The sequence below is a fragment of the Priestia sp. JV24 genome (assembly GCF_025910025.1).
In the GTDB taxonomy this organism is placed as follows: domain Bacteria; phylum Bacillota; class Bacilli; order Bacillales; family Bacillaceae_H; genus Priestia; species Priestia megaterium.
The window spans coordinates 114,816-136,361 of sequence record NZ_JAPCIN010000016.1; the positions used below are offsets into that span (position 1 = coordinate 114,816).

Consider the following 21,546-nt stretch of genomic DNA (forward strand, 5'->3'; position numbering starts at 1 on the left):
AAGGAGGACCAAGAGTGAGTTTTCAAAATCATCGTGCCTATAACAGCATGTACCAGAAAGACAAAATGACACTCGGATTTATCCTCCCGACTGCCAGGATGTCTAAAGATCCGATTATGGAGAATCAGCTGGAGCTTGCCCGTAAAATTGAGGAATATGGCTTTGCTTCATTATGGCTCCGTGATATTACGATGCAGAATTTGAATATTGATGATAACGGCCAAAAGTACGATTTATGGATTTATTTGACGTATCTTGCTGCCTATACAAAACACATTGCGTTAGTGACAGGAAGTGTAGTTCTCCCTTTGCGCCACCCTGTCAGGGTAGCCAAGGAAGCTGCATCAATTGATCAATTGTTTCCAGGTCGATTGATTATGGGAGTGGCATCAGGGGACAGGGAAAAAGACTTTACAGCTTTAGGGATGTTTAAGCAAGAAAGCGGTTCATTATTCAAAGAAAATTTCGAAATTCTCGACCGGCTGTTAAAAGAGGATCAGCCGACAATCCACAGCCACGCCGGGCTGATCGATGGTACAGATATGAGGTTAATCCCAAAGCCTGTATCTTCGATTCCGACCATGGTGACTGGATTTAGCAATCAGTCTATCAATTGGATAGCTAGGAACGGGGATGGATGGCTTCAATACCCAAGAAGCATTATTCAACAGGAGCAGCTTATCCAGGATTATCGTGCTTTAACTGAAGTTCATGCTCCAGGAGATTTTAAACCCTTCTCTCAAAGCTTGTTCATCAATTTATTGGAAAATCCCGATGAAATGCCTGTCCCCATACCCTTAGGCTATTCCGTGGGAAGAAACCGTTTAGTTGATCTACTTCATCAATTTCAAGCGATTGGTGTCAACCATTTGGCGTTTGTTCTGTATTTTTCCAAGCGTCCTCCAGAGGAAGTAATCCAGGAACTTGGAGAATTTGTTTTACCCTACTTTCCAACCCATAAAGGTACAGTCCAGCTTTAAAAAATTAAATTATATAAAAGGAAGAAGAATTATGACAAAGAAAATCGAACTTTCAGTACTAGATCCCTCCCCAATTGTCGAGGGAGGATCAGCCAAACTTTCTCTTCAAAACACGCTTGATCTAGCAAAGAAAACAGAGCAGTGGGGATATAAACGGTTTTGGCTTGCTGAACATCATAATTGGGCAGGAATGGCAAGTTCAGCATCCCCGATAGTAATTGGACGAGTGGCCTCTGTCACGGAAAAAATGCATATTGGATCAGGCGCAATGCTACTTTCCCATTATTCTCCTCTTTCCGTGGCTGAGCACTTTGGAACATTAGAAACCTTCTTCCCTGGCCGGATCGATCTTGGATTGGGGCGGGCACCTGGTACCGACCAATATACAGCAAATGTATTGCGGCAGCGGATTGCTGGTGAACCTGAATTTGATGCCCGGCTTGAGGAGCTTATCGCATATCTTTATGGTACAGGAACAGCCACTAAGAATGGTTCATTTAGCTTTCACGCCATTCCCGGCGAAAAAACAAATGTGCCAATTTGGCTGTTAGGTTCAGGGTTTTATAGTGCACAATTAGCTGGAATACTTGGGTTACCATTCTCTTTCGCGGGACATTTTGCTCCAGGTAACATGATGGAGGCGATAAAACTGTATCGAGATTCTTTTCGTCCGTCTCAATTTTTGGAGGAGCCTTATGTACTGTTAGCCGTTCAAGTGGTGGCTGCTGATGAGAAACAGGAGGCACAAAGGCTTGCCACTTCGATGTATCAAAAATTTCTTTTGTTAACCCGCGGACAGCCTTCGCCCATTTTGCCTCCTGTTGATAATATGGACGAGCTTTGGAACGATAATGAACGCAGGGCGGTTGAAGAACAGCTTTTCACTTCCATCATCGGGGACCCTGCTGACGTGAAGCATCAGCTCCATGAGTTAATAGAAAAGACTGAAGCTGATGAAATTATGGCTCATACAGAGATTTTTGATCATAAGGCACGGCTACGCTCTTATGAAATTCTGGCCCAGGCTACAGTGAATTAAACAGTGTCTAGTCTAATAAAGGATGTATTTTCTGCAGATATTAAATCAGTTAAATTAATGTAATTTAGATTGAAGCAGTAAAAGAAAACAAAGAAAACAGCCTGTAAATTCTTTTATAGGTTTGAAACGGAAATTTTAAAGAAAGAAGATGAGCATATGCCTGAAAATGATACAAAACAAATTACGGATATTCCATTCTCAATCCTGGATCTCTCTCCAATTGCAGATGGAAGTACGCCGGCTGATTCTTTTCGCAATACTTTGGAGCTGGCCCAGCTCGCTGAAAAGCTGGGGTATAACCGATATTGGCTCGCTGAGCATCATAATATGCCATTTATCGCCAGCTCTGCAACATCGGTAGTCATTTCCCATGTAGCAGCAGGTACATCAAAAATTCGGGTAGGTTCAGGCGGCATTATGCTACCGAATCATGCACCTCTTGTTATTGCTGAGCAATTTGGTACTCTGGAATCATTATATCCAGGACGTATTGATCTTGGCTTGGGCCGTGCACCAGGCACTGATCAGCTTACCGCACGTGCATTAAGACGTGACTTGAGAAGTTTGGGAGAAGATTTCCCTGAGCAGCTGGCTGAGCTCCGGAATTACTTTGACCCTTCCCTGGCACAAGGAAATAGTCATGTTAAAGCAATTCCGGGTGAAGGATTAAACATACCTATTTGGCTGTTAGGTTCAAGCGGATACAGTGCTCAGCTGGCAGGAGAGCTTGGGCTGCCGTTTGCATTTGCGAGCCATTTCTCGCCGCATAACACACTGCCGGCTATCCAGCTGTACCGCCGTTCGTTTAAGCCTTCTAAAGTACTGGACAAGCCGCATGCAATGGTAGGGCTAAACATCATTGCGGCTGACACAGATCAAGAAGCTGAGCGGCTCGCTACAACATTGCAGCAGCAGTTCTTAAATTTGATGCGCGGGAAGGAAGTCCCATTGCAGCCGCCAGTGGATAATATTAACGATATAGTGAGCGACTATGAAATAGCTGCCCTTGAGAATCAATTAGGAACTTCGATTGTCGGCAGTCCTCAAATCGTAAAAGAAAAGCTGGAAAAGTTTCTGGATGAAAGTCAAGCCGATGAAATCATGGCAATCGCCCAGGTTTATGATCATAAGGCCCGCCTCCATTCCTATGAAATATTGGCAGAAATTACTCAGCTAAAATAGGTCAAAACTGGACGAGCCTTATGGCAAGCTTTTAATGTATCTCCATAAATTTTTTGTATAGAATATAAAAAAGTGCCGGTCAAAGAAATTTTTGTACTCTATGTTATCCAGTTGCTCAATAGCAAAACCCTTTAAATTACTTTAACACCTTGTAATAGATTTAAATATCTCATCCGCAAACGAACGTATAGAATAAAGGGAGATTATACAGAAAAGACCACAAATTAAAAAGTGTGGTCTTTTCTATATATTTTAAGCTATTTTCTATTCGAGATTAGCATGTTTACTATACATTTTATTAGAATCTATGCTTTTTTCTCTCTAAAGCGTAAGATTAAGGCATCATAAAATAACAGCATTGTTTGCTCAAATAGAGATCCCATTGGTTGAATGGTCCTGTAATCACCTTCAGATTGATCTTTCGTGACTCCTGGTAATTTAACAGTAATATCAGCTCACTCTCCAATGGTTGATTCAGGAGAAATGGTTATAGCTGCGACTGTACCTCCTAAGCTTTTTCAGCAATGGCAACTAAGGTTTTGGTTTCTCCTGATCCTGAACCAATGATTAATAAATCGTCTTTTTCTAAATTAGCTGTTACTGTTTCCCCAACTACATAGGCATCAATCCCAATCCAGATCTGCCTGAACCAGCCACAAAGATTTTCTTGGATTCTAAAATCTGGTTTATTAATTTCTCTGCTTCTGAATCACCAATCAAGTGGATTGTTTGACTTAATTCTTGAACGACCTCGGCTACATATTGAGTAATCTTCATTGTTAAATTAACCTTGTTCAATTAATTTTTTCATTTCGCGTGCTGTAGCTTTTTTATTTTCTTTATTCGTAATTCCCCCACCTACGATAACCAGATCTGGGTGTTGTTTAATTACTTCAGGAAGTGTTTCTAATTTGATTCCACCTGCAATAGCAGTTTGCGCGTTTTTAACAACGCTTTTGATGGTTGAAAGGTCTTCGAAAGAATTCTTTCCAACTGCTTGAAGATCGTAACCTGTGTGAACGCAGATATAATCAACGCCAAGTTCATCCAGTTCTTGTGCGCGGGCTGCAATATCCTTCACAGCGATCATATCAGCAAGGATTTGTTTGCCTTGTTTTTTAGCTTCTTCTACTGCGCCTTTAATTGACTCGTCTTCTGCAGTGCCAAGAATCGTAATGATGTCAGCACCTGCAGCAGATGCTTGGCTTACTTCATATCCAGTTGCATCCATAATTTTCAAGTCTGCTAATACGGTTAAGTTAGGAAATGCAGCCTTTACTTCTTTCACTGCTTTAAGACCTTCATTGATCACCACAGGTGTACCAATTTCTACAACATCAATATGCTCTTCTACCTCTTTCACTAATTCAATAGCTCCCTGAATATTGACAAGATCTAATGCTAATTGTAATTTCATTTATATTCGCTCCTTTTAATATGATTTTATATTGTGCTATAGTCTGTCATTATACTGGTGTAAGGGTTTCCTTTCGAAAAGCTATTTACTCACCAGCACGTTTCTTAGTATACTCATTATTTTTTACAACAGATGTAAATAGTAAAGTACTTATTACAAGAGTATTTTACTATTTACATGCGTCAATATGATGCCATTCTCCTTAAACACCTGAGCCGTAAATGATAAGTACTAGCTTTTTCTTCGATGGACCACTCTCCTATTCAGTTTTTGATACAAAACAAATGTAATTATTCAAGAAAATTTTGTCATGGTTTATTTTTTTACATTTACATTAAAAAGGAAAACTGTTGCATCGTAAATCATAGACCAGCTAATACTAATTTTACGACTAAGCAAGGAGATGAAAATATATGAAAAGTAAAAAATTAGAAATACAATTTCTAAAGTGTATAACCATCATATTTTTAGGTAGCTTACCCTTTGTTTTAAAGAAAACTCCTATTAAAGATTCACTGTTGGTCTTGTTTATGAATGGATATACAAATGCTATCGTTGACAGGTTTCTGGTTAACCGTCAAATACTTGAATATCCTGTACGCTATATACCTAAAGAGTTTAAATCGAATGTTTTATTTGATTTCTTATGTTTACCAACTGTTTCTTTATGGCTTTATCATTTAACAAAAAATGATAATCCTTTTAAAATTGTATATAAGATTGTACTTACCATCAGTTCGCTATTTTTAGTTGAGTTATGGGCAGAAAAATATACGAAACTAATTAAGTGGCAAAAAGGATGGAAATGGTATTATAGCCTTATTAGCCTTAATGTAAGAGCTTTATTTAGTCGTTTAGTAATTGCAATTATTAACATTATAGAAAAGAAACAAGAAGGTTAACCTGCGCTCTTACTAGAAAAAGTAATCTTGTGTCTTCCTCTTATTTTATAGGTGGAAATCCAACTGGTTCTGCTTCTTCAAAGATAAACAAATCTAATTGTTTAGTCGCGAATGGATTACCGGATGCTTCCCAACCAGTTAATGTACCGAACAGATCTTCATTTTTCCATCCTGTTAAGTTATCCAAATAGATACTTCACTCATATGAGCATGAGAAGAACTTGGAAACGCTGCTCAGGTATTGTCACAATCATTTATAAATAAAAACCTAGTTAATGAACGATGTGTTAAGTAAACAGCACCAGAAGGTATGTCTTGCAGCAGTTCACCACTAATATTGGCCCAACCTGCTTCGATCTTTTCATTTTGTGGGTGTTTCATGAGCTTTTTGAGTTCTCGTTTATCGGAAATAAGCTTGTTAAATTCTTCAATTGAAAGAGATGTAATTTTTTTAATCGTTTATTCCTCCAATTAATTTGATTTTAAATATGAAAGAAAGGATTATTTATAAAAGAAAAAGCAGAGGTATTAACAGGATCTGCTTGTTAAATTTAATTTTGTCAGGTTAAAATCACTTCATTTTTTCCAGTATAAAATTGATCTCTTTACAGAAAATATCCTTATCTACGAATTATGAACAAGGAGGGGGAAAACTTGGGTAATAAAAATAACCCGTTAGTTGGTATTGGAATTCTTTCGATACTATTAACAACAATTTATACAGCAGTACTTGCATCACAGTTGATGGCCACTAAACACAAAGTTGATTACCTTTATTTTAAAAATAAGTTCTCTGAAAATAAAAACTAGTTCTATTGAGACGGTGATTGACCATCGTCTTTTTACTATTCTTTGTTTACACAATATTTATCTGATGTGTCGTCAAATATTCTTGCTATACTTTACCTTTCGATTTCCTGTTCTTCTTTTCTCTTCTTGACGATGCCTGTACGTTTTTGAGGGTACATTTGATTATCCACTTCAAAACGTTCTTGAAAAGTAAGAGGTTGTTCTTGAACTTGACCATTGATGATCCCCTTTTCCTTTTTAGCAATATTTGAATCGATCTGATGTTCAAGTTTGTTTAGATGTGTGTCTTTGGTGTGAAGTTTCACGTGTGCCAACTCATGTATCAAAGTCTTTACATTTTTACGTTCAGAATTACGGGGATTTAACGCAACTTCTTGTTAGAGTATAAGAAACTCCCTTTGCGGAACCTAGTTCTTCTTTAGGAGCAATAATAGAAATATCATTCTTTTCAGCAATAGCTTCACCTGTAAACAAAATACCATTTTATTCTATATTTTCTTTACCTCCGGTAGTTTCTCTTTCTTTTTTTCCTTTTCAGCCTTTGGAGGTTGTAACAGAGAAAAAGGATTCTTTTTCTTTGTTTGAGCGATCCATTTATCCATTTCCTTTTCATCAAAGAGAAGGGATTTATTTGTCTTTTTTTTCTTTAAAATAGGTTTCTCTTTTTCTAGGATTCTTTCGTCAAATAATGCCATCTATCATACCCTCCTTGTAACTTTTAAATAATCTCTACTCAAAATATTATTACCACTTACAAATAATCAAAAAGAAAGAGCACGTTTCGAAAAATATAAACGAAAACATGCTCTTAATTAAATAAAGTAAGGATTTAAATAAAATATGGATCATTTAAATTATTATTATTAATCACTACATCTGCGCTTAATTGTGGTTGATGTTCATCTAAATAGATTTTTGACGCTGCATGATACCTTTTAATAAACATTTTCTCGGCTTTTTCATAGCTTCCAAAAGTTTGCTCTTCTCGTTTGGCCCCTCTTTTCCTAGCTAATTCAAAGTCAGTACTAACGAATATTTTAAAATCATATAGGTTGCATAATTGCTTTTTAAAGAGAAAAGTTCCATCTACAATTAAAATCATGTCCTCAGTTGCTAGTTGAATAGTGGGTTTAACATATTGATCTGTCGCTAAATCTAAAGAAGCTGCTTGATAATGACCGTTACCCTTAGGTCCTAAAGGAATTAAAAGCTTATGCTTAAATGATTCATAATCATGGGCATCTTGGTAATAGCCAAGAGCTGACTCTTTTCCCTGACGGTAACGAATAGATCTCGAGTTATGAAAATGATCTATACTTGTTCTAATCACATTCTTTCCCCTATTTTGAAGTTCCTCAGTGAGTTCATTAGCAAGTGTTGTCTTTCCTGAGGATGTAATTCCACTAACTCCTACTCGTATGGGGTGTCTTGTTTTTAAGCTCAATACTTTATTAGCTAATTCAGAAATAAGTTTTTTTCTTAACATGTGATCTCCTTTCCAAACACTGATGCCTTTATTTTTCTATCTATAAGATGAATAACCTCTTATTATTCATCTCGGTCAATAGCACAATATATGCTCTTTTTCCTTACCAATGTAAGTAACTGTTAAATCGATAGTAGGAATGATATCGGCTACACTTTTCTTTACCTCCGGTAGTTTCTCTTTCTTTTTTTCCTTTTCATCAAAGAGAAGGGATTTACTTCTCTGTTTCTCTTTTTCAAAGAGCTTTACTGACTTTACTTGCTCATTTTTTAATACTTTTTCATTGAATATCACGATAGTGCGTAGCCCCCTTTTAACTTTTGAATAGAATTTGATTAAATTGTTAGTAGTAACTTGTAGCAATAGACAAAAAGAAAGAACGTGTTTCAATGAAAACACGTTCTGACTATAGGTTTTTATACTATTTGTTTAGTGAAAATATTTGTTTCTTCAAAAATACAATAACTAATAAACCATGTTTCCTTTAACTTTCTGTATTATCACGTATTAATTTATCACGATCAATAAATTGAGGAGGTTTCTCCATCCAAGAACGCTCAATTAACATATTTGCCCCATCCTCAGCATAGACTCCTGACTTCATAATAAATTTACTATAAAGAGCTGCTAAATCATGCCGTATACTTAAAGACATCGCACTCCCATATGTTGCAACTCCAAGGGCACACAATGCATTCACAAAACAAAGCATAATCTGCTCTGAATAAGGAGCGATAGTGGAGCTCGTAACACACGTATCCCAAGTCATAGAGGCAGGAATATCACTTTCATGTAACGTTTTATGAGTATTATAGAGAATATCTGAAGTGATTTTTGTGCCCCGTATAAAATGTTTTTTTATTTCACTATCCTTCGCTACTTGAGAGAAACCTAAAAGGACATCTTTCCCTAGTTCATTATTAAGTGATGTCATATATAAATGAGAGGTTTCCAGTGCAAGTAGAGATCGTTTGTGCCCAAACCATCCGGTCAGAAATTTCTGTTCTGTCACAAACTCTACTTCCTTTGGATAATCCATGTAAGGTGGCCGAATAAAGACACCCTTTTCCTTCATGACTTCTCGTGTGGCACCATTAAGCCTAATAGCCTCTTCCACATAGTTATGGAATAAATCATGGATATCTTTCCGACAGGTTAATGTGATGCCACCAGCATGTGCAGTCATCCCAAATTTACTCATGTGTAGAAGGTAGGCCATATAAAAAACATCTGTAAAAAGACGAGGCGCATTCAATTTAACATGTTTTTCTATTGGAAACCCAACGGGTTTAGGAATTTCCTCTTGTTGAAAGATCGTTTCTATTTCTACTAGATGTCCTCGAGCTACGTTAATTGTTTCTTCTAAAAGAGGTTTGACATCTAGATCCTCTACAGTTTGTAAAAAATGAGTTACCATACAGATATTTAAACTATCATTCATATAAGTATTCCACAGGTTTGAGATTTCAGCGCTTGTAAGACGCGATACTTTATTCATTTCTACCATATATTATCCTCCATTCATGTTTATCTTTTACATAAAATGGCAATAATAAACGTGAAGGCTGAGAATTTTAACTTGGACTTTCCATTCAGAACCATCCTATCTACCAGGGATGGTTTTTTCTTATTTTTAATAAGTACCTTTTTATTCTTGTTCCCTATCAATTGCACAATACGTACTCTTCTTTCGTAACAATGTAAGCAATAACGCCTCATACATCCGTTTTTTAGGGTTCGTACTTGGTCTAACGGTCATCAATAGCCCAAATATGCCCATGAAGATATAAAAGGGAATTTGAAGCGTAGGATGAATAAAAAAACGTAACATCATCGTAACCATAAGTAAGCCAATAATGAACAACAAATCAAAGAGATAAAGAGATTTATTAATCTTTAATTCCGTCGAGATTTCTTTCGGAATGTTATAGTTTTCCATACCATAACTCTTCTCATTTCTATAAAAAAGAGAAGTATCGTTTGTTACTTCTCTTCGAGTTTATTTCGCTTCTTTGAACCAAGGTTTCGTAAATCTCGCCCTGTATTTCGTCCAATTTGATAAGAGCGTTTTGTTTTAGGGATCGTTTGTGAATGATCAATAGGTTCTTTTACCTTTCCTCCACTCTCTTTGACGTTATCCCGTACCACTTATGCAATATTGCGTGTTTCTGTTCGGTGTTGATGCGGCATTAAAATATCTTCTGTAGAAGGAGGTACCGTGTTTTTTTCAATTGGTTGTTTTACTTGGGGAGTTTCCTGTGTAGCCGCCAATTGTGCTTGATCCATCCCTGTCGGCATGGAAGCAGAAGGTTCTCTTGTTGGTGTAGGGTAACTTACACTTTACAGAAGAGCTACTTTCACTTGTACTCCCACCATAACCGGAAGTTTGGATTTCCTCATGAAGAGGAGCACTTGCCTTTCCTACAGAAGAGCTGCCTCCATTTGTGCTTCCACTTTGACCAAAAGCTTGTATTTCATCTTGTAAAGATGTGCCTTGACCCGATCCTTTTCCGTCTGAAGCATTCCCTTCACTATTTAGCAAACTACTCAAGACGTTCTGCAACGTCGACCAAACATTGATTATCATTCATGAAACAGAAAAAACAATTGAACGGATCCAGTTGTTTTTTCTGTTTTTAAACTTTATATGTTATTCATTTTTAGTTAACATAATTACCATTATAAGAACCAAAAAAGCCCTCCTATAAGAGGGCTTTTTTCTATATCTTTATTTATTAAAATATGTAGTAGCACTTACACTGAATGTTTTTACTTTATCTAACTCTTTTTGAGGAATTTCTTGAGAAGATAAATCAAATGAGCTAGAATCTCCTGGTTTTAAACTGTCTTTTGACTCACCAAATGCTGTACCTATAAATTCATGGTTCTTACCATACATTCCAGCGCCTATCATCGTATATTCTGCAAATTTTTTTGTATTATTTCTAACTGTGCCAACTGCATAAATTGTTTCATCATCTTGTATATCTTTGTTAATTTTTACAGAGTTTTTATTTACTTCTAATTTTAATACATCATTTGCAGGCTTTACGTTAGGCAGCGTCATTTTAACATCATAATTCTTAAACTTAGTAAGATCAGTAAGAGCTTCTGCTGAAATATATGCCTTCTCACCTGGTTTTAAAATATACGGAGCTACTCGAACTGAGGCTTCAATATTATTTTTATCGACTTGATCTTTTTTGTTGATATAATTTATCTTCAAGTCATTAATGTTTAGAGTTTTTTTACTTTCATTTTTGATAATCGCAGAATAAGTAAATTTACCATCATACTTATACGACTTTTCTTCTACTACTTTAATGTCTTGTTTCTTTTCTTCGTTCTGTTTTTCCTTTGTGCTATCACTCATATTATCATTTGTACATCCGGCTACTGCCATGACAATTAATAGCATCCCTACTAAAATCCTTAATTTCACTTTTATTCCTCCATATAACTATTATTGGTCCAAATTCCATTATAATGCTTTTATAGGGATATCCAACAATTAAATTCTTTGCTTAAGAATAAATCTATTCCTTATAAGGATAGATATCTAGTTACCATAATATACCATATCGGTAATAGCACAAATAACTCCGTTCGAATAAATCGAAACAGAGCTACAATGAGTATAAAAATTTCCTGATTAATTACAGCATTTTATATATTTCAATAAGATTATTATCTGGATCCCGAAAATGTGCAATACGTGATCTCCATTCTTTACGATCGTGTGGTTCAGTAACAAATTCAATCCCATTTTTTCTCAGATAATCATAGGTCTTATCAACGTCTTCTACTTCAAATTGAAGCAAAAAATTTGATGTGGATTCTCCATCTGAAGACTTGTTTTCCTTTCCAATTACTTCTGTCATGGCCTTCTGAGATAAAAGCTCAATTTTCGTTTCCCCATTATTGAAAAGTGCATACTCCATTTCTTCTTCATACCAACTTATTGGAATTCTGAGTAAATCTTTATAGAATTCAACACTTTTTTTAAAATCCTTAACTAATAGCCTAATTTGTAGCAGCTTCAATTCAATCTCCTCCTCATGGTATAATTCTCTCTATTTATCAAAAGACCTTCGTGTTTTTTCATTCGTGTACCCTACACATTTTTAGTTAACCTAATAGAAATTATATATAATTGTCCTTTCTTAATTGTAATTTTTCAATTTTTCTAGCTTGTCTATGTCTCCATTAACTATTACATCAATATGTGCAGAAATAATATCGATAGTTAAATCCCACCATTTAATTTCTAATAATTTATTAATAATTTGTTTTGGGAAACGTTCTTTGATTTTCTGTGCAGGATTTCCTCCAACAATCGTGTAGGGTTCCACATCCTTTGTAATAACTGACTTGGCTGCTACAATGGCACCGTCACCTATATTAATTCCGGGCGTAATCACCGTGTCCATTCCAATCCAGACATCATTTCCAATTATCGTATCTCCCTTAAACGGCAATTGATCTAGCGTTGGGGTATGTTTTTCCCAACCTTGCCCAAAGATATTGAACGGATAAGCTGAGAAGCCATCCATCCTATGATTCGCTCCATTCATAATAAATGTTACGCCGGGGGCGATAGCACAAAACTTCCCTATAACAAGTCGATCACCAAAGAACTCATAATGATACAATACTTGATCCTCAAAGGAATCTCCCTTTATTGCATCGTAATAAGAATAATCACCTACAATAATATTTGGCCTAGTAATTGTATTTTTTATGAATTGTACAACATCATTTCCTTTAATCGGATATTTCTCTGTAGGATCTGGGCCGTTTGTTTTATTCGATTCCATAAATATTCACTGCCTCTCATGGATTTTGGACAAAACTCAATCGACCTAACTTATTACATTCCTCTGCGAACCATAAGGCATGATCAGATCCGACTGCAATACCATGTGGTTCCGCATTTTTTGTAGGTATAGGATATTCCGTAATTTTCCCATTCACTGTAATACGCCCTATTTGATTGCTTCCCCATTCAGTAAACCATAAAGCACCATCGGGACCTGTTACAATTGCATGTGGACGAGCATTCGGGGTAGGAATAGCATACTCATTTATAACTCCGGAAGTGGTAATTCTACCAATCTTATTGCCGTTAATTTCTACAAACCAAAGTGCCTCATCCGGCCCATTCGTAATCCCTACAGGCCCAGCTTGTGCTGTAGGTAACTGATAGGTAGTTACTTCTCCTTCTAACGTAATACGCCCTATTTGATTACTTTGATTTAGAGTAAACCATAAAGCATGATCAGAACCTGCCACAATAAAAGAAGGGTAGGAAGCAGGGTGCGGTAGGTCATACTCGATTGTTTCGCCTGATGGTAAAATTCGTCCTATTCTATTTCCATTCATTTCTGTGAACCAAATGTCTCCGTGATGCCCTTCAGTTATTCCAAAAGGTGCTGAATCTGGGTTTGGTAGGACATATTCCATAATCTCTCCTGTTATTGTTAGTTTTCCAATTTTATTAGCTTTATTTTCCGTAAACCAAATGTCACCCTGAGTCGTAGAAATAATGGATAGTGCCCCAGCATTAATAGTAGGGATATTAAAATGCTCCACCTTACCCTTTATAGTCATTCGCCCAATTCGATTGGTTTTGTGTTGAGTAAACCAAAGTGCGCCATCTCTTCCTGAAGTAATCCCATAAGGTCCTGAATCTGCATGGGGCAATTCGTATTCTTTAATTTTTACATTCAAATAAATTCCTCCTTTTCTTTATATAAAATCTTTTTAGTAATTCGTTATAAGATAATTAGATTCCTCTCAAAGAAGTCTTTTATAAGACGAGCAAAGTTAGTTAATATAATAGAGCTCTCCGGAAGACATGTAAAAGAAAACCCTTTGGCGTAGAAGGATTTTACCTTTGTAAGTCCAAGTAAGATAGTAATAGTGACTTATAAAGTAATTGAAGGGTGCAGAAATGGAGGGAAGTAAGTTGCCTAACAGGGAGTATCCATACTATTTTATAAAGGTAGGTACATTATATTACGTATATCATTCGTATAAGAACGTAAAAAAGAAAGAGGTATCCAGTTACGAATTTACTAATGATGAATCGTTAGCATTTCCCATTGATGAAGAGTCTGCTAAACAATTGGCGGATGAATGTGGAGGTCAAATTGTAATAAAGAATGCTACGTTTAATGATTATATTAGCCAAGGAGAAAGATGAAGTCATTTTATAGATAGTAAAAAGAAGGACATATGGAGAATCTGTATCATTAATTGAATGATAAAACCTTTTAACTACTATTTATTTTGAAGAAAAACTTCTTATTTGTCGTCATTAAGTGTAAATACTAAAATCTTAACAATACATAAAATGATTTAATATTTACTTAACTTAAGAAAAGGTTTTAAAAAGGTTATCTTCTAAAAACAGATTCGGTCAAAATATTTATTTTTAAAGTTATATGTATATGAATCTACAAATCTGGCCAGACTAATAACGTATTCCCCCTATTCCGATAAATTTGAAAACCCTTTGCCTATATGAGCGAAGGGTTCTTTTTTTATGTAAATATTTATCAAGGCGCAAACCCTTGAAAACTGACAGCGAGATAGATACCAAACGAAAGAACACATAAGGAAACAAAATGTAATGTTAAAAAAGGGATTTTCTGTTTACCTTTGATAAAGAAAGAATAAATAAACCCGAGTATTGTAACTAAAATTAAAATAGGCACAATAATCTTAATCACAGTACCAAAAATATTTGCTGTAACAACTGATAAAAGAAAAAATGCAATTATAACTATATATAAAGTTATCGATATGACTAAAGAGGCTATTGATACCTTTAAAGCATCTTTAAAGAATTTCTCCATCTAATTTCCTCCTATTTTTAGCAACACATATTCATTATAATATACAGTATAAAAGGAAATAAATACCTTTTTTCTTGGAGCATGTTATATTTCTAGGTAGCAGAAGAAACCTATAGAAAATTCTATAGGTTTCTTTAACTATCTGGGCTAATAAGTTAGCTTAAATATAATTATTTACCATTATGTTGATTAGGATTATACATTCCATTTTGAACCATATAATATTCTATCACTTGGTCTAACCATTTTTCTTCTTCCTCTGTATAAGGAGAGGCCATCATACTTTGAAAATCTCCTATTTCCTCATTCTCTAATTTTCCAAAGGCATGCATAGCCTCCTCACCAACGTATTTAAGAGATGCCTGCAAATGCTTATTTGCCAACTCTTGTACTTCTGAATCATGAACTGGTTTTCCAACTAACCTTTTCACTTCTCTCGATAAATCAATAAATTCTTTATCTAAGGACAAACTCTCCTCGTCAGATTTATTATAAACCTTATCTGCAATCTCTTTAGAAGTGAAATGTTCAAGCCATGTACGTTGATCTTCTTCATTTTGAATGTTATTAATCAAACTAATTAATATTTCACTTGGAACATCCTCTTGACCGTCTAACAAAGAAATCGTCTGATTAATTGCCTTCAGAACTTTGTCTAAGTGCTCCTTTTTCTTCTCAAATGCTTTTTGCTGTTGAATTAAAGTGTTCTGTAAGTTTAAGTTGAGACTTGTATTCGTTAGCATTAATCCTATTTCCTCTAGGTTATAACCTAAGAATTTTAATGCTACGATTTTTTGAAGTTTTACTATATGTTCCTCTTCATATAGCCGATGACCGGAATTAAGGTCTTTTTGAGCTTTGAGTAGCCCTATTTCGTCGTAATAATGCAGTGTTCTTATTGAAACACCCGTTTTCTTAGAAAATTTACCAATTGTAAAACTTAAATCATTACCCAACTTATATAACCTCCTGACAATCTAGTATTAATCTAATTAATTTCATCATAATACCTGACGTAACTGGAGGTTCAAGCATTAATTTTTAAAATTTAAGTTTTGTATTATATGATAATAAACTTAGTTAACATAAAACAATTTTAGGAAACAAAAAAAGTCATGTTCTCATTTAAAGAACATGACTAGGAAAGAGAGTAACCTCCAGGTATACCCTATATAATATGTAGTTTAAGAATGGCTTGTACTAAATAAATACCCTATTTTTTATATTAACGAATGAAATTATTCTTCTCGAACAGACTAGCCAAGACGCCGTAAGGCATCCTTTTCTTATTTAAATTCTTAAGAGAAAAAACTCCATAGGCGATCAGGAGTTTTTTTCTGTTTTTAAGCTGTATAAGATATACACCCATAGTTAACATAATGTCCTCTACATTATATACCTAAGAACTTCATCAATGAAAACTTTAAAATCGTAGGACAAACAAACAACTCAAGATGTATAAAATCATCACGACTAACTTCTAATTGCGTCACGAAAAAAGCTATTGGTCCCTGATGAGCCAGTAGTTTTTTTCTGTTTTCAATAAGGATTACCAAAACGAAAACACCCTGACTATATTTTAAATAGTCAGGGTGTTTTCCCTCTACTTTTGAAGGTTTAGTCCCAAAAGAAGATTAGCTTTTCCGAGTTCTATAGTATATGAAGATCAGAAGTAGTTAAAAACCAGTATTTATAATACAAAATGAATGTGCGTAAACTATCTACGATGCTCTAAAATGCATTAAATAAATACACCCCGTATAAAGCCAATGAAAGAACCACTTTTTCCACTGGTTTTATATATAGGTACAGGTTATAAAGAGAACAAACGTACATATTCTTATAACAAGAAGTAAAATTAACTTCGGGGTTTTATAAATGAACTAAAAGAAAGTCTACTGAGATCCCCAGTAGACTTTCTTTTTTGTTATGTATAGTTACTGACTATGTTAAGCAAACTACTCATGATGGATTGGATCATCACTTTACAACTACCTTTCAAGAAACAGAAAAAGCTGCTGTTGAGCCCAGCAGCTTTTTCTGTTTTTTAAGCTGTATACCATATACAAGTATAGTTTACATAATACCTCTTTAGAACACACGGCAAAAAAGAACCATCTTGGGAGCTAGATCAGGCCTTGTTTCTTTTTTACTCAGCTTTTTATACCTCCTTGATTTCTCAACGTTCTTTTCAAGTGCATTAGCAAAGTATATGAATAAAAAGTGCACTTTTTATTCATATACTAAACAGCTAAAGTTACTTATATATAAGGAATTGTTACAATTTCATAGGCAACGAACGCATTGAAGACATAAATTTCTATGACAATCAGTTCGGTTACTTCAAGTTGCTTCGAATAGAAGGCTTACGTTGTCTTCAACAGGCGCATAAGGCTCTGATAATAATAAAGTGGTTACTATATTTTTTTCTTTCGAACATTTAATGCCCAGTAAAGAAAATCCGTAGATAAACCCACGGATTTTCTTTACAACTCTTTTTCCAAGCAGTTAACTCGATTATGGTGCAGCGGCTTAGTGGCATACTGTGTAAAACCAAGGCGCTCCCAAAACAGCTTAGCTCTAGGATTTTGAGACAGAACCCCAAGACGTAGAACGGAAAGCCCCTCTTCTTTTAGTTTCTCTTCAAACGCTAGATATGCCTGCGTTCCGAAACTGAAATTGTGATAGGCGCTATGAATAATAAAAGCTCCAATCCACGGATGATCATCGTTAGGATTTTGTTTCATGTAATCAATAACCCCTACGTATGTATCGTCGGCTTTTATAAAATAACTGTCCGTTTTTTCATTCATATATTCTTTAAAAAGCTCTTCTTCACTCCGCTCTTTCTTGCCGTTTTCCAACGCATTGTATGCTTCGTTTGAATTGATAATCTCTGATACAATATACATCGTGTCAGCTGTAACGGGTTCAAATGAGATCATATGTCTTCCCTTCTTTCTCTGTAAAGTAGCTGTATATCGTTGCTTTATCAATTTTACCATTTTTCATTCGTGGAAAGGACGTTAAAACTCTCCATACGCGCGGGATTTTATAAGCAGATACTTGTTTTGTCAGCGCTTGTCTTACTTCAGAAAGAGAAATGTTCTCTAAAACAATTGCTGCACCTACTACTTCTGAACGTTCAGCATCTACTACGCTAAAAACGGCTGCTTCGCTAACGCCCGGTATTTGTAAAAGCAGCTCTTCAATTTCTTCAGCATATACTAAGCTTCCGCTGCTTTTAATTACATTTTTATCTCTCCCTACGATGGTAATGCTTCCGTTTTGAAGCTGAACCGCAATATCGTGCGATGTAACATATCCGTTAAAAAACGAGCGGTTCGTTTCTTCGCTGTCCTTAACAAACCCTTCAAATGCTTGAGTTGTTTTCACAAATAGTGTTCCTTTATCTCCTTTTTCAACTTCTTTTCCACGCTCGTTCAGGATTAAAACGTCTACGCTGTCAACAGGATAGCCTACTGTATGAGGCATCGTTTCAGCTGTATGTGGTGAAAGCACCGTAACAAATCCCATTTCAGAAGATCCGTAATATTCATAAAGAGAGGCAACAGGAAACGCTCGTGAAAATTTCTTTCGAACGGAAGGTGATAATTTATTGCCTACTGAAATCACGGTCTTTGGTAAAAGTCGTTTTTCATTTGGTCTGCTTTGTACATAACGAAGTAACGGAGAAATTAATGCGGGTGTAATGGACATACAGCTAGCTTCCTTGTTAAAAACAGCTGAAGGTGTAAACACTTCTAGCATGATAGCGTGCATGCCGCTGCAAAGCGCATGCAAAACCGGGTAAAGCTGGGCGGAATACGAGATATGTAAAGGAACAAGCACTTTGTCATGTTGCTCTAAAGAAAATATATCCGACCACTCTTGAAAGGATGAAGACCAAGAGTGATGCGATTTTACAAACCCTTTTGGTCTCCCAGTTGACCCAGAGGTAAATCCAAATAAAAATAAATCGGATAGTGCATTCACTTGCCGTACGGGCAGCGCCGGTTTTTCTTTTGTTATGTTAGTTAAAGAAGATGTTTTCCATAGCCAATTCGGAGATTGAATAGAAAAATAGGCATCAACTTCAGCTTCTGTTAACTCATTGTGTAAAAGCATCACCACTCCACCGGCTTTTAAAATCGCTAAAAATGACACAATAGCTTCTACATTGTTTGGCATGCTTAACGCAACGAGCTCTCCTTTTTCCACCCCTTTTTCCTGAAGCTGTTTTTCGGCTTTGCATACACAATCCCACATTTGACTGTAGCTTAGCTTATTAATAGAATCCGATAGTGCCAGTCCATCAGGCGTTTGTTGGCACTGATTAAAAATTAGTTCTTCAATTCGCTTCATTACTGCGTAAACTCCCTTTTTATTTTACTTTTAGTGTACCGTAAATGTAGATTTGAGAAAAGAAAAATGTAAACTTATATAAAAATAAAGTTTACTAATTTAAGTTTAATAAGATAAGATAGTCATGTTTTATCATATACAACGGAGGTTTACGATGAAAACAAAAGATATGACGTACGTTGCATTATTTACGGCTGTAATGGGAGCGCTAGGGCTTGTTCCTCCTATTTTTCTATCATTTACTCCCGTTCCTATTACTCTTCAAACGATGGGGGTTATGCTGGCAGGAGGTATTCTTGGGGCTAGGTTAGGCGCATTAAGCCAATTTATTTTTTTATGTTTAGTAGCTGTAGGAGTCCCTTTACTTTCTGGAGGGCGCGGTGGTATGAGCGTATTTTTTAGTCCAAGCGCTGGCTATTTAATCAGCTATATATTTGCAGCTTTCTTTATAGGATGGACACTATCCAAGTTGAAAACCCTTGCGTTTACAAAGGTATTCATAACAAATGTCCTGTTTGGAATTTTGCTAGTTTACGCTTTTGGCATTCCTGTACAAGCGATGCTACTTCACATACCGTTCTGGAAATCTCTTCAATTAAGTTTAGTCTATATTCCAGGTGACTGCATAAAAGCAATCATAGCAGCTTATTTAATTACAAAAGTCCGAAAAGTAGTAACCGTAACTGGTCGTTCCAATACAGCTTCTATGTAAGGAAGTGATGACTTATCTATCAAGCAGCAATTGTAAAAGCGAAGCGTATGGTCATTGGAAAAGAAAACGGTATACTGAAAGATTTTCATGTTCAAGAGCTAACGGCTCCTTTATTAAAACACCTTAGCGCTGGAATTGAACATGAAATTGATGACATTATTTTAGGGAATGTTGTAGGTCCAGGAGGAAACGCAGCTAGGCTATCCGCTTTAGAAGCAGACCTCCCTTTTTCTATCCCGGGAATGACCATTGATCGTCAGTGCGGAGCTGGCTTAGAAGCGATTCGAATGGCGAGCTATTTAATAAAAGCAGGCGCTGGAACGTGTTATTTAGCTGGAGGCGTTGAAAGTACAAGTACTTCTCCTTTTGAAAAAAGAGCACGTTTTTCTCCTGATAAAATTGGTGACCCTGACATGGGGATCGCAGCAGAAAACGTAGCTCAGCGATACAATATATCTAAAGATCAGCAGGACAGATATGCTCTTTTAAGTCATGAAAGAAGCTGGGAGGCTTTTGAAAAAAGGTTGTTTGAAGAAGAAACGCTTCCTCTTCCAAACGTGATGCACGATGAAGCATTTATGAAAAAACGAAACCTAACAAAGCTGCTGCAAAAAGCCAGCCCCGTCTTTTTAAAAAAAGAAGGCACCGTCACTGCAGCAAACAGCTGTGGAATTAACGACGGAGCCTGCATTACACTTGTGATGGAAGAGCAAAAAGCACGGTCCTTAGGCTTTCAGCCCGTTTTGCGTTTTATTGACGCTGATATTTCAGGAGTGTCACCTCTTTACCCTGCTATTGCACCAGTTTCTGCGATTAAAAATATCTTGAAGCGAAATTCTCTTACGGTAGATGATATTGACTTATTTGAAATCAATGAAGCATTTGCTGTTAAAGTTGTCGCTTGCATGCAAGAACTGGGAATACGAGAAGAGAAAGTGAATATTCGCGGAGGAGCATTGACTCTAGGACACCCATACGGAGCATCAGGAGCTATTTTAGCTACGCGTCTTTTTTATGAAAGCAAGCGCCGTGACATGCGATATGTCATAGCGGCTTTAGGAAGCGGAGGCGGAATAGGAACAGCGGTATTATTTGAAGTAATCAAATAATACCGCTGTTTTTATGCCTTTTTTATTACATTATGTTTCATCAAATATTGCTCAATATCTTTAAATGTTTCAATCGGAACAAACGGAACGTTTTGTCCGCGCAGTAAATCTTGCAAAGAATCTTTTGCAAATGTGACGTCTGCATATTTTGCTGGATGCGAATCCGGCTCGCTGTCTCCAGCAAAATAAATCGTTTCGTATGTCTCTTTTAGTTCTTGAATAACAGATGATTTATCGATGCCGTAGCGTTCTGAATGCCATCTGTGAGCAGGGTCTAGACGCAAGTGAACGTTGTTTTGATGGAAATATCCTTCATTTGAATAAACTTCCACTTTTTCAACACCGTATTTATCTAAAATCGGTTTAATATAGTACGTTGTTCCAGCGCTTAAAATATAAAAATCTCCGCCGTTTTTCTGAACAGCTTTAATAAAAGCGGGCACGTATTCATCAACTGGAATATTCGCTACGTCTTCTAAAATTTTCGGTTCTTCTTGGTGAATGGATTGAAAAACAGTAGATAAAAAATCAATATCTTTCATTTCTCCTGCTTTCCATCGGTGGAAAAGTTCTTCACCTTCTGGAAAATACTTTTCAATCACAATCCAATAAAAATCTTTTTTTGAAATTGTTCCATCAAAATCTGATACAAACGCCCATTTTTTCATTCCTTACACACCCTTT

The 21,546-nt window shown here is 36.0% G+C and carries 25 protein-coding genes and 2 pseudogenes; 8 read left to right on the forward strand and 19 right to left on the reverse strand.

Annotated elements, in window-relative coordinates; translation table 11 throughout:
- Positions 1–14: 14 nt before the first annotated feature.
- From OK414_RS12995 to OK414_RS13005, 3 genes are all read left to right on the forward strand, one after another.
- On the forward strand, positions 15–980 hold the full coding sequence (locus tag OK414_RS12995; protein WP_034651815.1) for a TIGR03571 family LLM class oxidoreductase: 966 nt from the start codon (positions 15–17) through the stop codon (positions 978–980).
- Positions 981–1,011: 31 nt separating this feature from the next.
- Positions 1,012–2,019 (forward strand): LLM class flavin-dependent oxidoreductase, encoded by a 1,008-nt coding sequence (locus OK414_RS13000; protein WP_095380676.1) that lies wholly within the window; start codon positions 1,012–1,014, stop codon positions 2,017–2,019.
- A gap of 156 nt (positions 2,020–2,175) precedes the next feature.
- Positions 2,176–3,201, forward strand: a complete 1,026-nt coding sequence (locus OK414_RS13005) for an LLM class flavin-dependent oxidoreductase (RefSeq protein ID WP_263045811.1) — start codon at positions 2,176–2,178, stop codon at positions 3,199–3,201.
- 264 nt (positions 3,202–3,465) lie between these two features.
- Here OK414_RS13005 and hxlB read toward each other — a convergent pair.
- Both hxlB and hxlA read right to left on the reverse strand, forming a co-directional pair.
- Positions 3,466–3,978: pseudogene (gene hxlB / locus OK414_RS13010) on the reverse strand (6-phospho-3-hexuloisomerase).
- A 7-nt stretch (positions 3,979–3,985) separates the two neighbouring features.
- The gene (gene hxlA, locus OK414_RS13015) at positions 3,986–4,618 is read right to left on the reverse strand and encodes a 3-hexulose-6-phosphate synthase (protein WP_263045812.1); all 633 of its coding nucleotides are present in this window, start codon (positions 4,616–4,618) and stop codon (positions 3,986–3,988) included.
- 413 nt (positions 4,619–5,031) lie between these two features.
- Between hxlA and OK414_RS13020 the strand changes: the two genes are divergently transcribed.
- Positions 5,032–5,520: a CBO0543 family protein gene (locus tag OK414_RS13020; protein WP_034651807.1), complete on the forward strand. Its 489-nt coding sequence runs from the start codon at positions 5,032–5,034 to the stop codon at positions 5,518–5,520.
- A 40-nt stretch (positions 5,521–5,560) separates the two neighbouring features.
- Here OK414_RS13020 and OK414_RS13025 read toward each other — a convergent pair whose 3' ends face one another.
- On the reverse strand, positions 5,561–5,707 hold the full coding sequence (locus tag OK414_RS13025; RefSeq protein WP_155276300.1) for a hypothetical protein: 147 nt from the start codon (positions 5,705–5,707) through the stop codon (positions 5,561–5,563).
- Between the two features lie 467 nt (positions 5,708–6,174).
- Here OK414_RS13025 and OK414_RS13030 point away from each other — a divergent pair, with 467 nt between their 5' ends.
- Positions 6,175–6,330, forward strand: a complete 156-nt coding sequence (locus tag OK414_RS13030; protein ID WP_165574026.1) for a hypothetical protein — start codon at positions 6,175–6,177, stop codon at positions 6,328–6,330.
- A 272-nt stretch (positions 6,331–6,602) separates the two neighbouring features.
- Here OK414_RS13030 and OK414_RS13035 read toward each other — a convergent pair.
- The 11 genes and pseudogenes from OK414_RS13035 to OK414_RS13085 all read right to left on the reverse strand — a co-directional run.
- A pseudogene (locus tag OK414_RS13035) lies at positions 6,603–6,792 on the reverse strand (ImmA/IrrE family metallo-endopeptidase); the annotation flags it as partial.
- 26 nt (positions 6,793–6,818) lie between these two features.
- On the reverse strand, positions 6,819–7,025 hold the full coding sequence (locus OK414_RS13040) for a hypothetical protein (RefSeq protein ID WP_016764253.1): 207 nt from the start codon (positions 7,023–7,025) through the stop codon (positions 6,819–6,821).
- A gap of 134 nt (positions 7,026–7,159) precedes the next feature.
- Positions 7,160–7,816: a hypothetical protein gene (locus OK414_RS13045; RefSeq protein ID WP_263045813.1), complete on the reverse strand. Its 657-nt coding sequence runs from the start codon at positions 7,814–7,816 to the stop codon at positions 7,160–7,162.
- Positions 7,817–7,891: 75 nt separating this feature from the next.
- The gene (locus tag OK414_RS13050) at positions 7,892–8,110 is read right to left on the reverse strand and encodes a hypothetical protein (RefSeq protein WP_016764255.1); all 219 of its coding nucleotides are present in this window, start codon (positions 8,108–8,110) and stop codon (positions 7,892–7,894) included.
- Between the two features lie 190 nt (positions 8,111–8,300).
- Positions 8,301–9,323: a DUF3231 family protein gene (locus OK414_RS13055; protein ID WP_263045814.1), complete on the reverse strand. Its 1,023-nt coding sequence runs from the start codon at positions 9,321–9,323 to the stop codon at positions 8,301–8,303.
- A gap of 141 nt (positions 9,324–9,464) precedes the next feature.
- The gene (locus tag OK414_RS13060) at positions 9,465–9,755 is read right to left on the reverse strand and encodes a DUF5592 family protein (protein ID WP_171777194.1); all 291 of its coding nucleotides are present in this window, start codon (positions 9,753–9,755) and stop codon (positions 9,465–9,467) included.
- A 209-nt stretch (positions 9,756–9,964) separates the two neighbouring features.
- Complete coding sequence (locus tag OK414_RS13065) at positions 9,965–10,114, reverse strand: hypothetical protein (protein ID WP_263045815.1); 150 nt, start codon at positions 10,112–10,114, stop codon at positions 9,965–9,967.
- A gap of 430 nt (positions 10,115–10,544) precedes the next feature.
- Positions 10,545–11,258, reverse strand: coding sequence for a hypothetical protein (locus OK414_RS13070; protein WP_263045816.1), 714 nt, complete (start codon positions 11,256–11,258; stop codon positions 10,545–10,547).
- 214 nt (positions 11,259–11,472) lie between these two features.
- Entirely contained in the window at positions 11,473–11,859 is a 387-nt protein-coding gene (locus tag OK414_RS13075; RefSeq protein ID WP_034651757.1) for a VOC family protein, read from the reverse strand.
- A 120-nt stretch (positions 11,860–11,979) separates the two neighbouring features.
- Positions 11,980–12,633 carry a Vat family streptogramin A O-acetyltransferase gene (locus OK414_RS13080; protein ID WP_263045817.1) on the reverse strand — a complete coding sequence of 218 codons (654 nt, stop codon included), beginning with the start codon at positions 12,631–12,633 and terminating at the stop codon, positions 11,980–11,982.
- Between the two features lie 16 nt (positions 12,634–12,649).
- Entirely contained in the window at positions 12,650–13,546 is an 897-nt protein-coding gene (locus tag OK414_RS13085) for a virginiamycin B lyase (RefSeq protein ID WP_034651754.1), read from the reverse strand.
- 223 nt (positions 13,547–13,769) lie between these two features.
- On the opposite strand from OK414_RS13085, the gene OK414_RS13090 reads away from it, so the two are divergent.
- Positions 13,770–14,021 (forward strand): hypothetical protein, encoded by a 252-nt coding sequence (locus tag OK414_RS13090; RefSeq protein ID WP_034656604.1) that lies wholly within the window; start codon positions 13,770–13,772, stop codon positions 14,019–14,021.
- A gap of 355 nt (positions 14,022–14,376) precedes the next feature.
- Here the strand turns inward: OK414_RS13090 and OK414_RS13095 are convergent, their stop codons facing one another.
- From OK414_RS13095 to OK414_RS13110, 4 genes are all read right to left on the reverse strand, one after another.
- A complete protein-coding gene (locus OK414_RS13095; RefSeq protein WP_171777188.1) occupies positions 14,377–14,676 on the reverse strand; it encodes a hypothetical protein in 300 nt (99 codons plus the stop codon).
- A gap of 170 nt (positions 14,677–14,846) precedes the next feature.
- Positions 14,847–15,632 (reverse strand): MerR family transcriptional regulator, encoded by a 786-nt coding sequence (locus OK414_RS13100; protein ID WP_263045818.1) that lies wholly within the window; start codon positions 15,630–15,632, stop codon positions 14,847–14,849.
- 1,530 nt (positions 15,633–17,162) lie between these two features.
- Positions 17,163–17,621: a GNAT family N-acetyltransferase gene (locus OK414_RS13105; RefSeq protein ID WP_034651726.1), complete on the reverse strand. Its 459-nt coding sequence runs from the start codon at positions 17,619–17,621 to the stop codon at positions 17,163–17,165.
- On the reverse strand, positions 17,608–19,041 hold the full coding sequence (locus tag OK414_RS13110) for a class I adenylate-forming enzyme family protein (protein ID WP_263045819.1): 1,434 nt from the start codon (positions 19,039–19,041) through the stop codon (positions 17,608–17,610). The genes OK414_RS13105 and OK414_RS13110 overlap by 14 nt, the downstream gene beginning before the upstream one ends.
- A 154-nt stretch (positions 19,042–19,195) precedes the next feature.
- On the opposite strand from OK414_RS13110, the gene OK414_RS13115 reads away from it, so the two are divergent.
- Positions 19,196–19,753: a biotin transporter BioY gene (locus tag OK414_RS13115; RefSeq protein WP_016764268.1), complete on the forward strand. Its 558-nt coding sequence runs from the start codon at positions 19,196–19,198 to the stop codon at positions 19,751–19,753.
- A gap of 14 nt (positions 19,754–19,767) precedes the next feature.
- Positions 19,768–20,862: an acetyl-CoA C-acyltransferase gene (locus OK414_RS13120; RefSeq protein ID WP_263045899.1), complete on the forward strand. Its 1,095-nt coding sequence runs from the start codon at positions 19,768–19,770 to the stop codon at positions 20,860–20,862.
- Between the two features lie 11 nt (positions 20,863–20,873).
- On the opposite strand, the gene OK414_RS13125 is transcribed toward OK414_RS13120, so the two are convergent.
- Positions 20,874–21,530 carry an MtnX-like HAD-IB family phosphatase gene (locus tag OK414_RS13125; protein WP_034651718.1) on the reverse strand — a complete coding sequence of 219 codons (657 nt, stop codon included), beginning with the start codon at positions 21,528–21,530 and terminating at the stop codon, positions 20,874–20,876.
- Between the last annotated feature and the right edge of the window lie 16 nt (positions 21,531–21,546).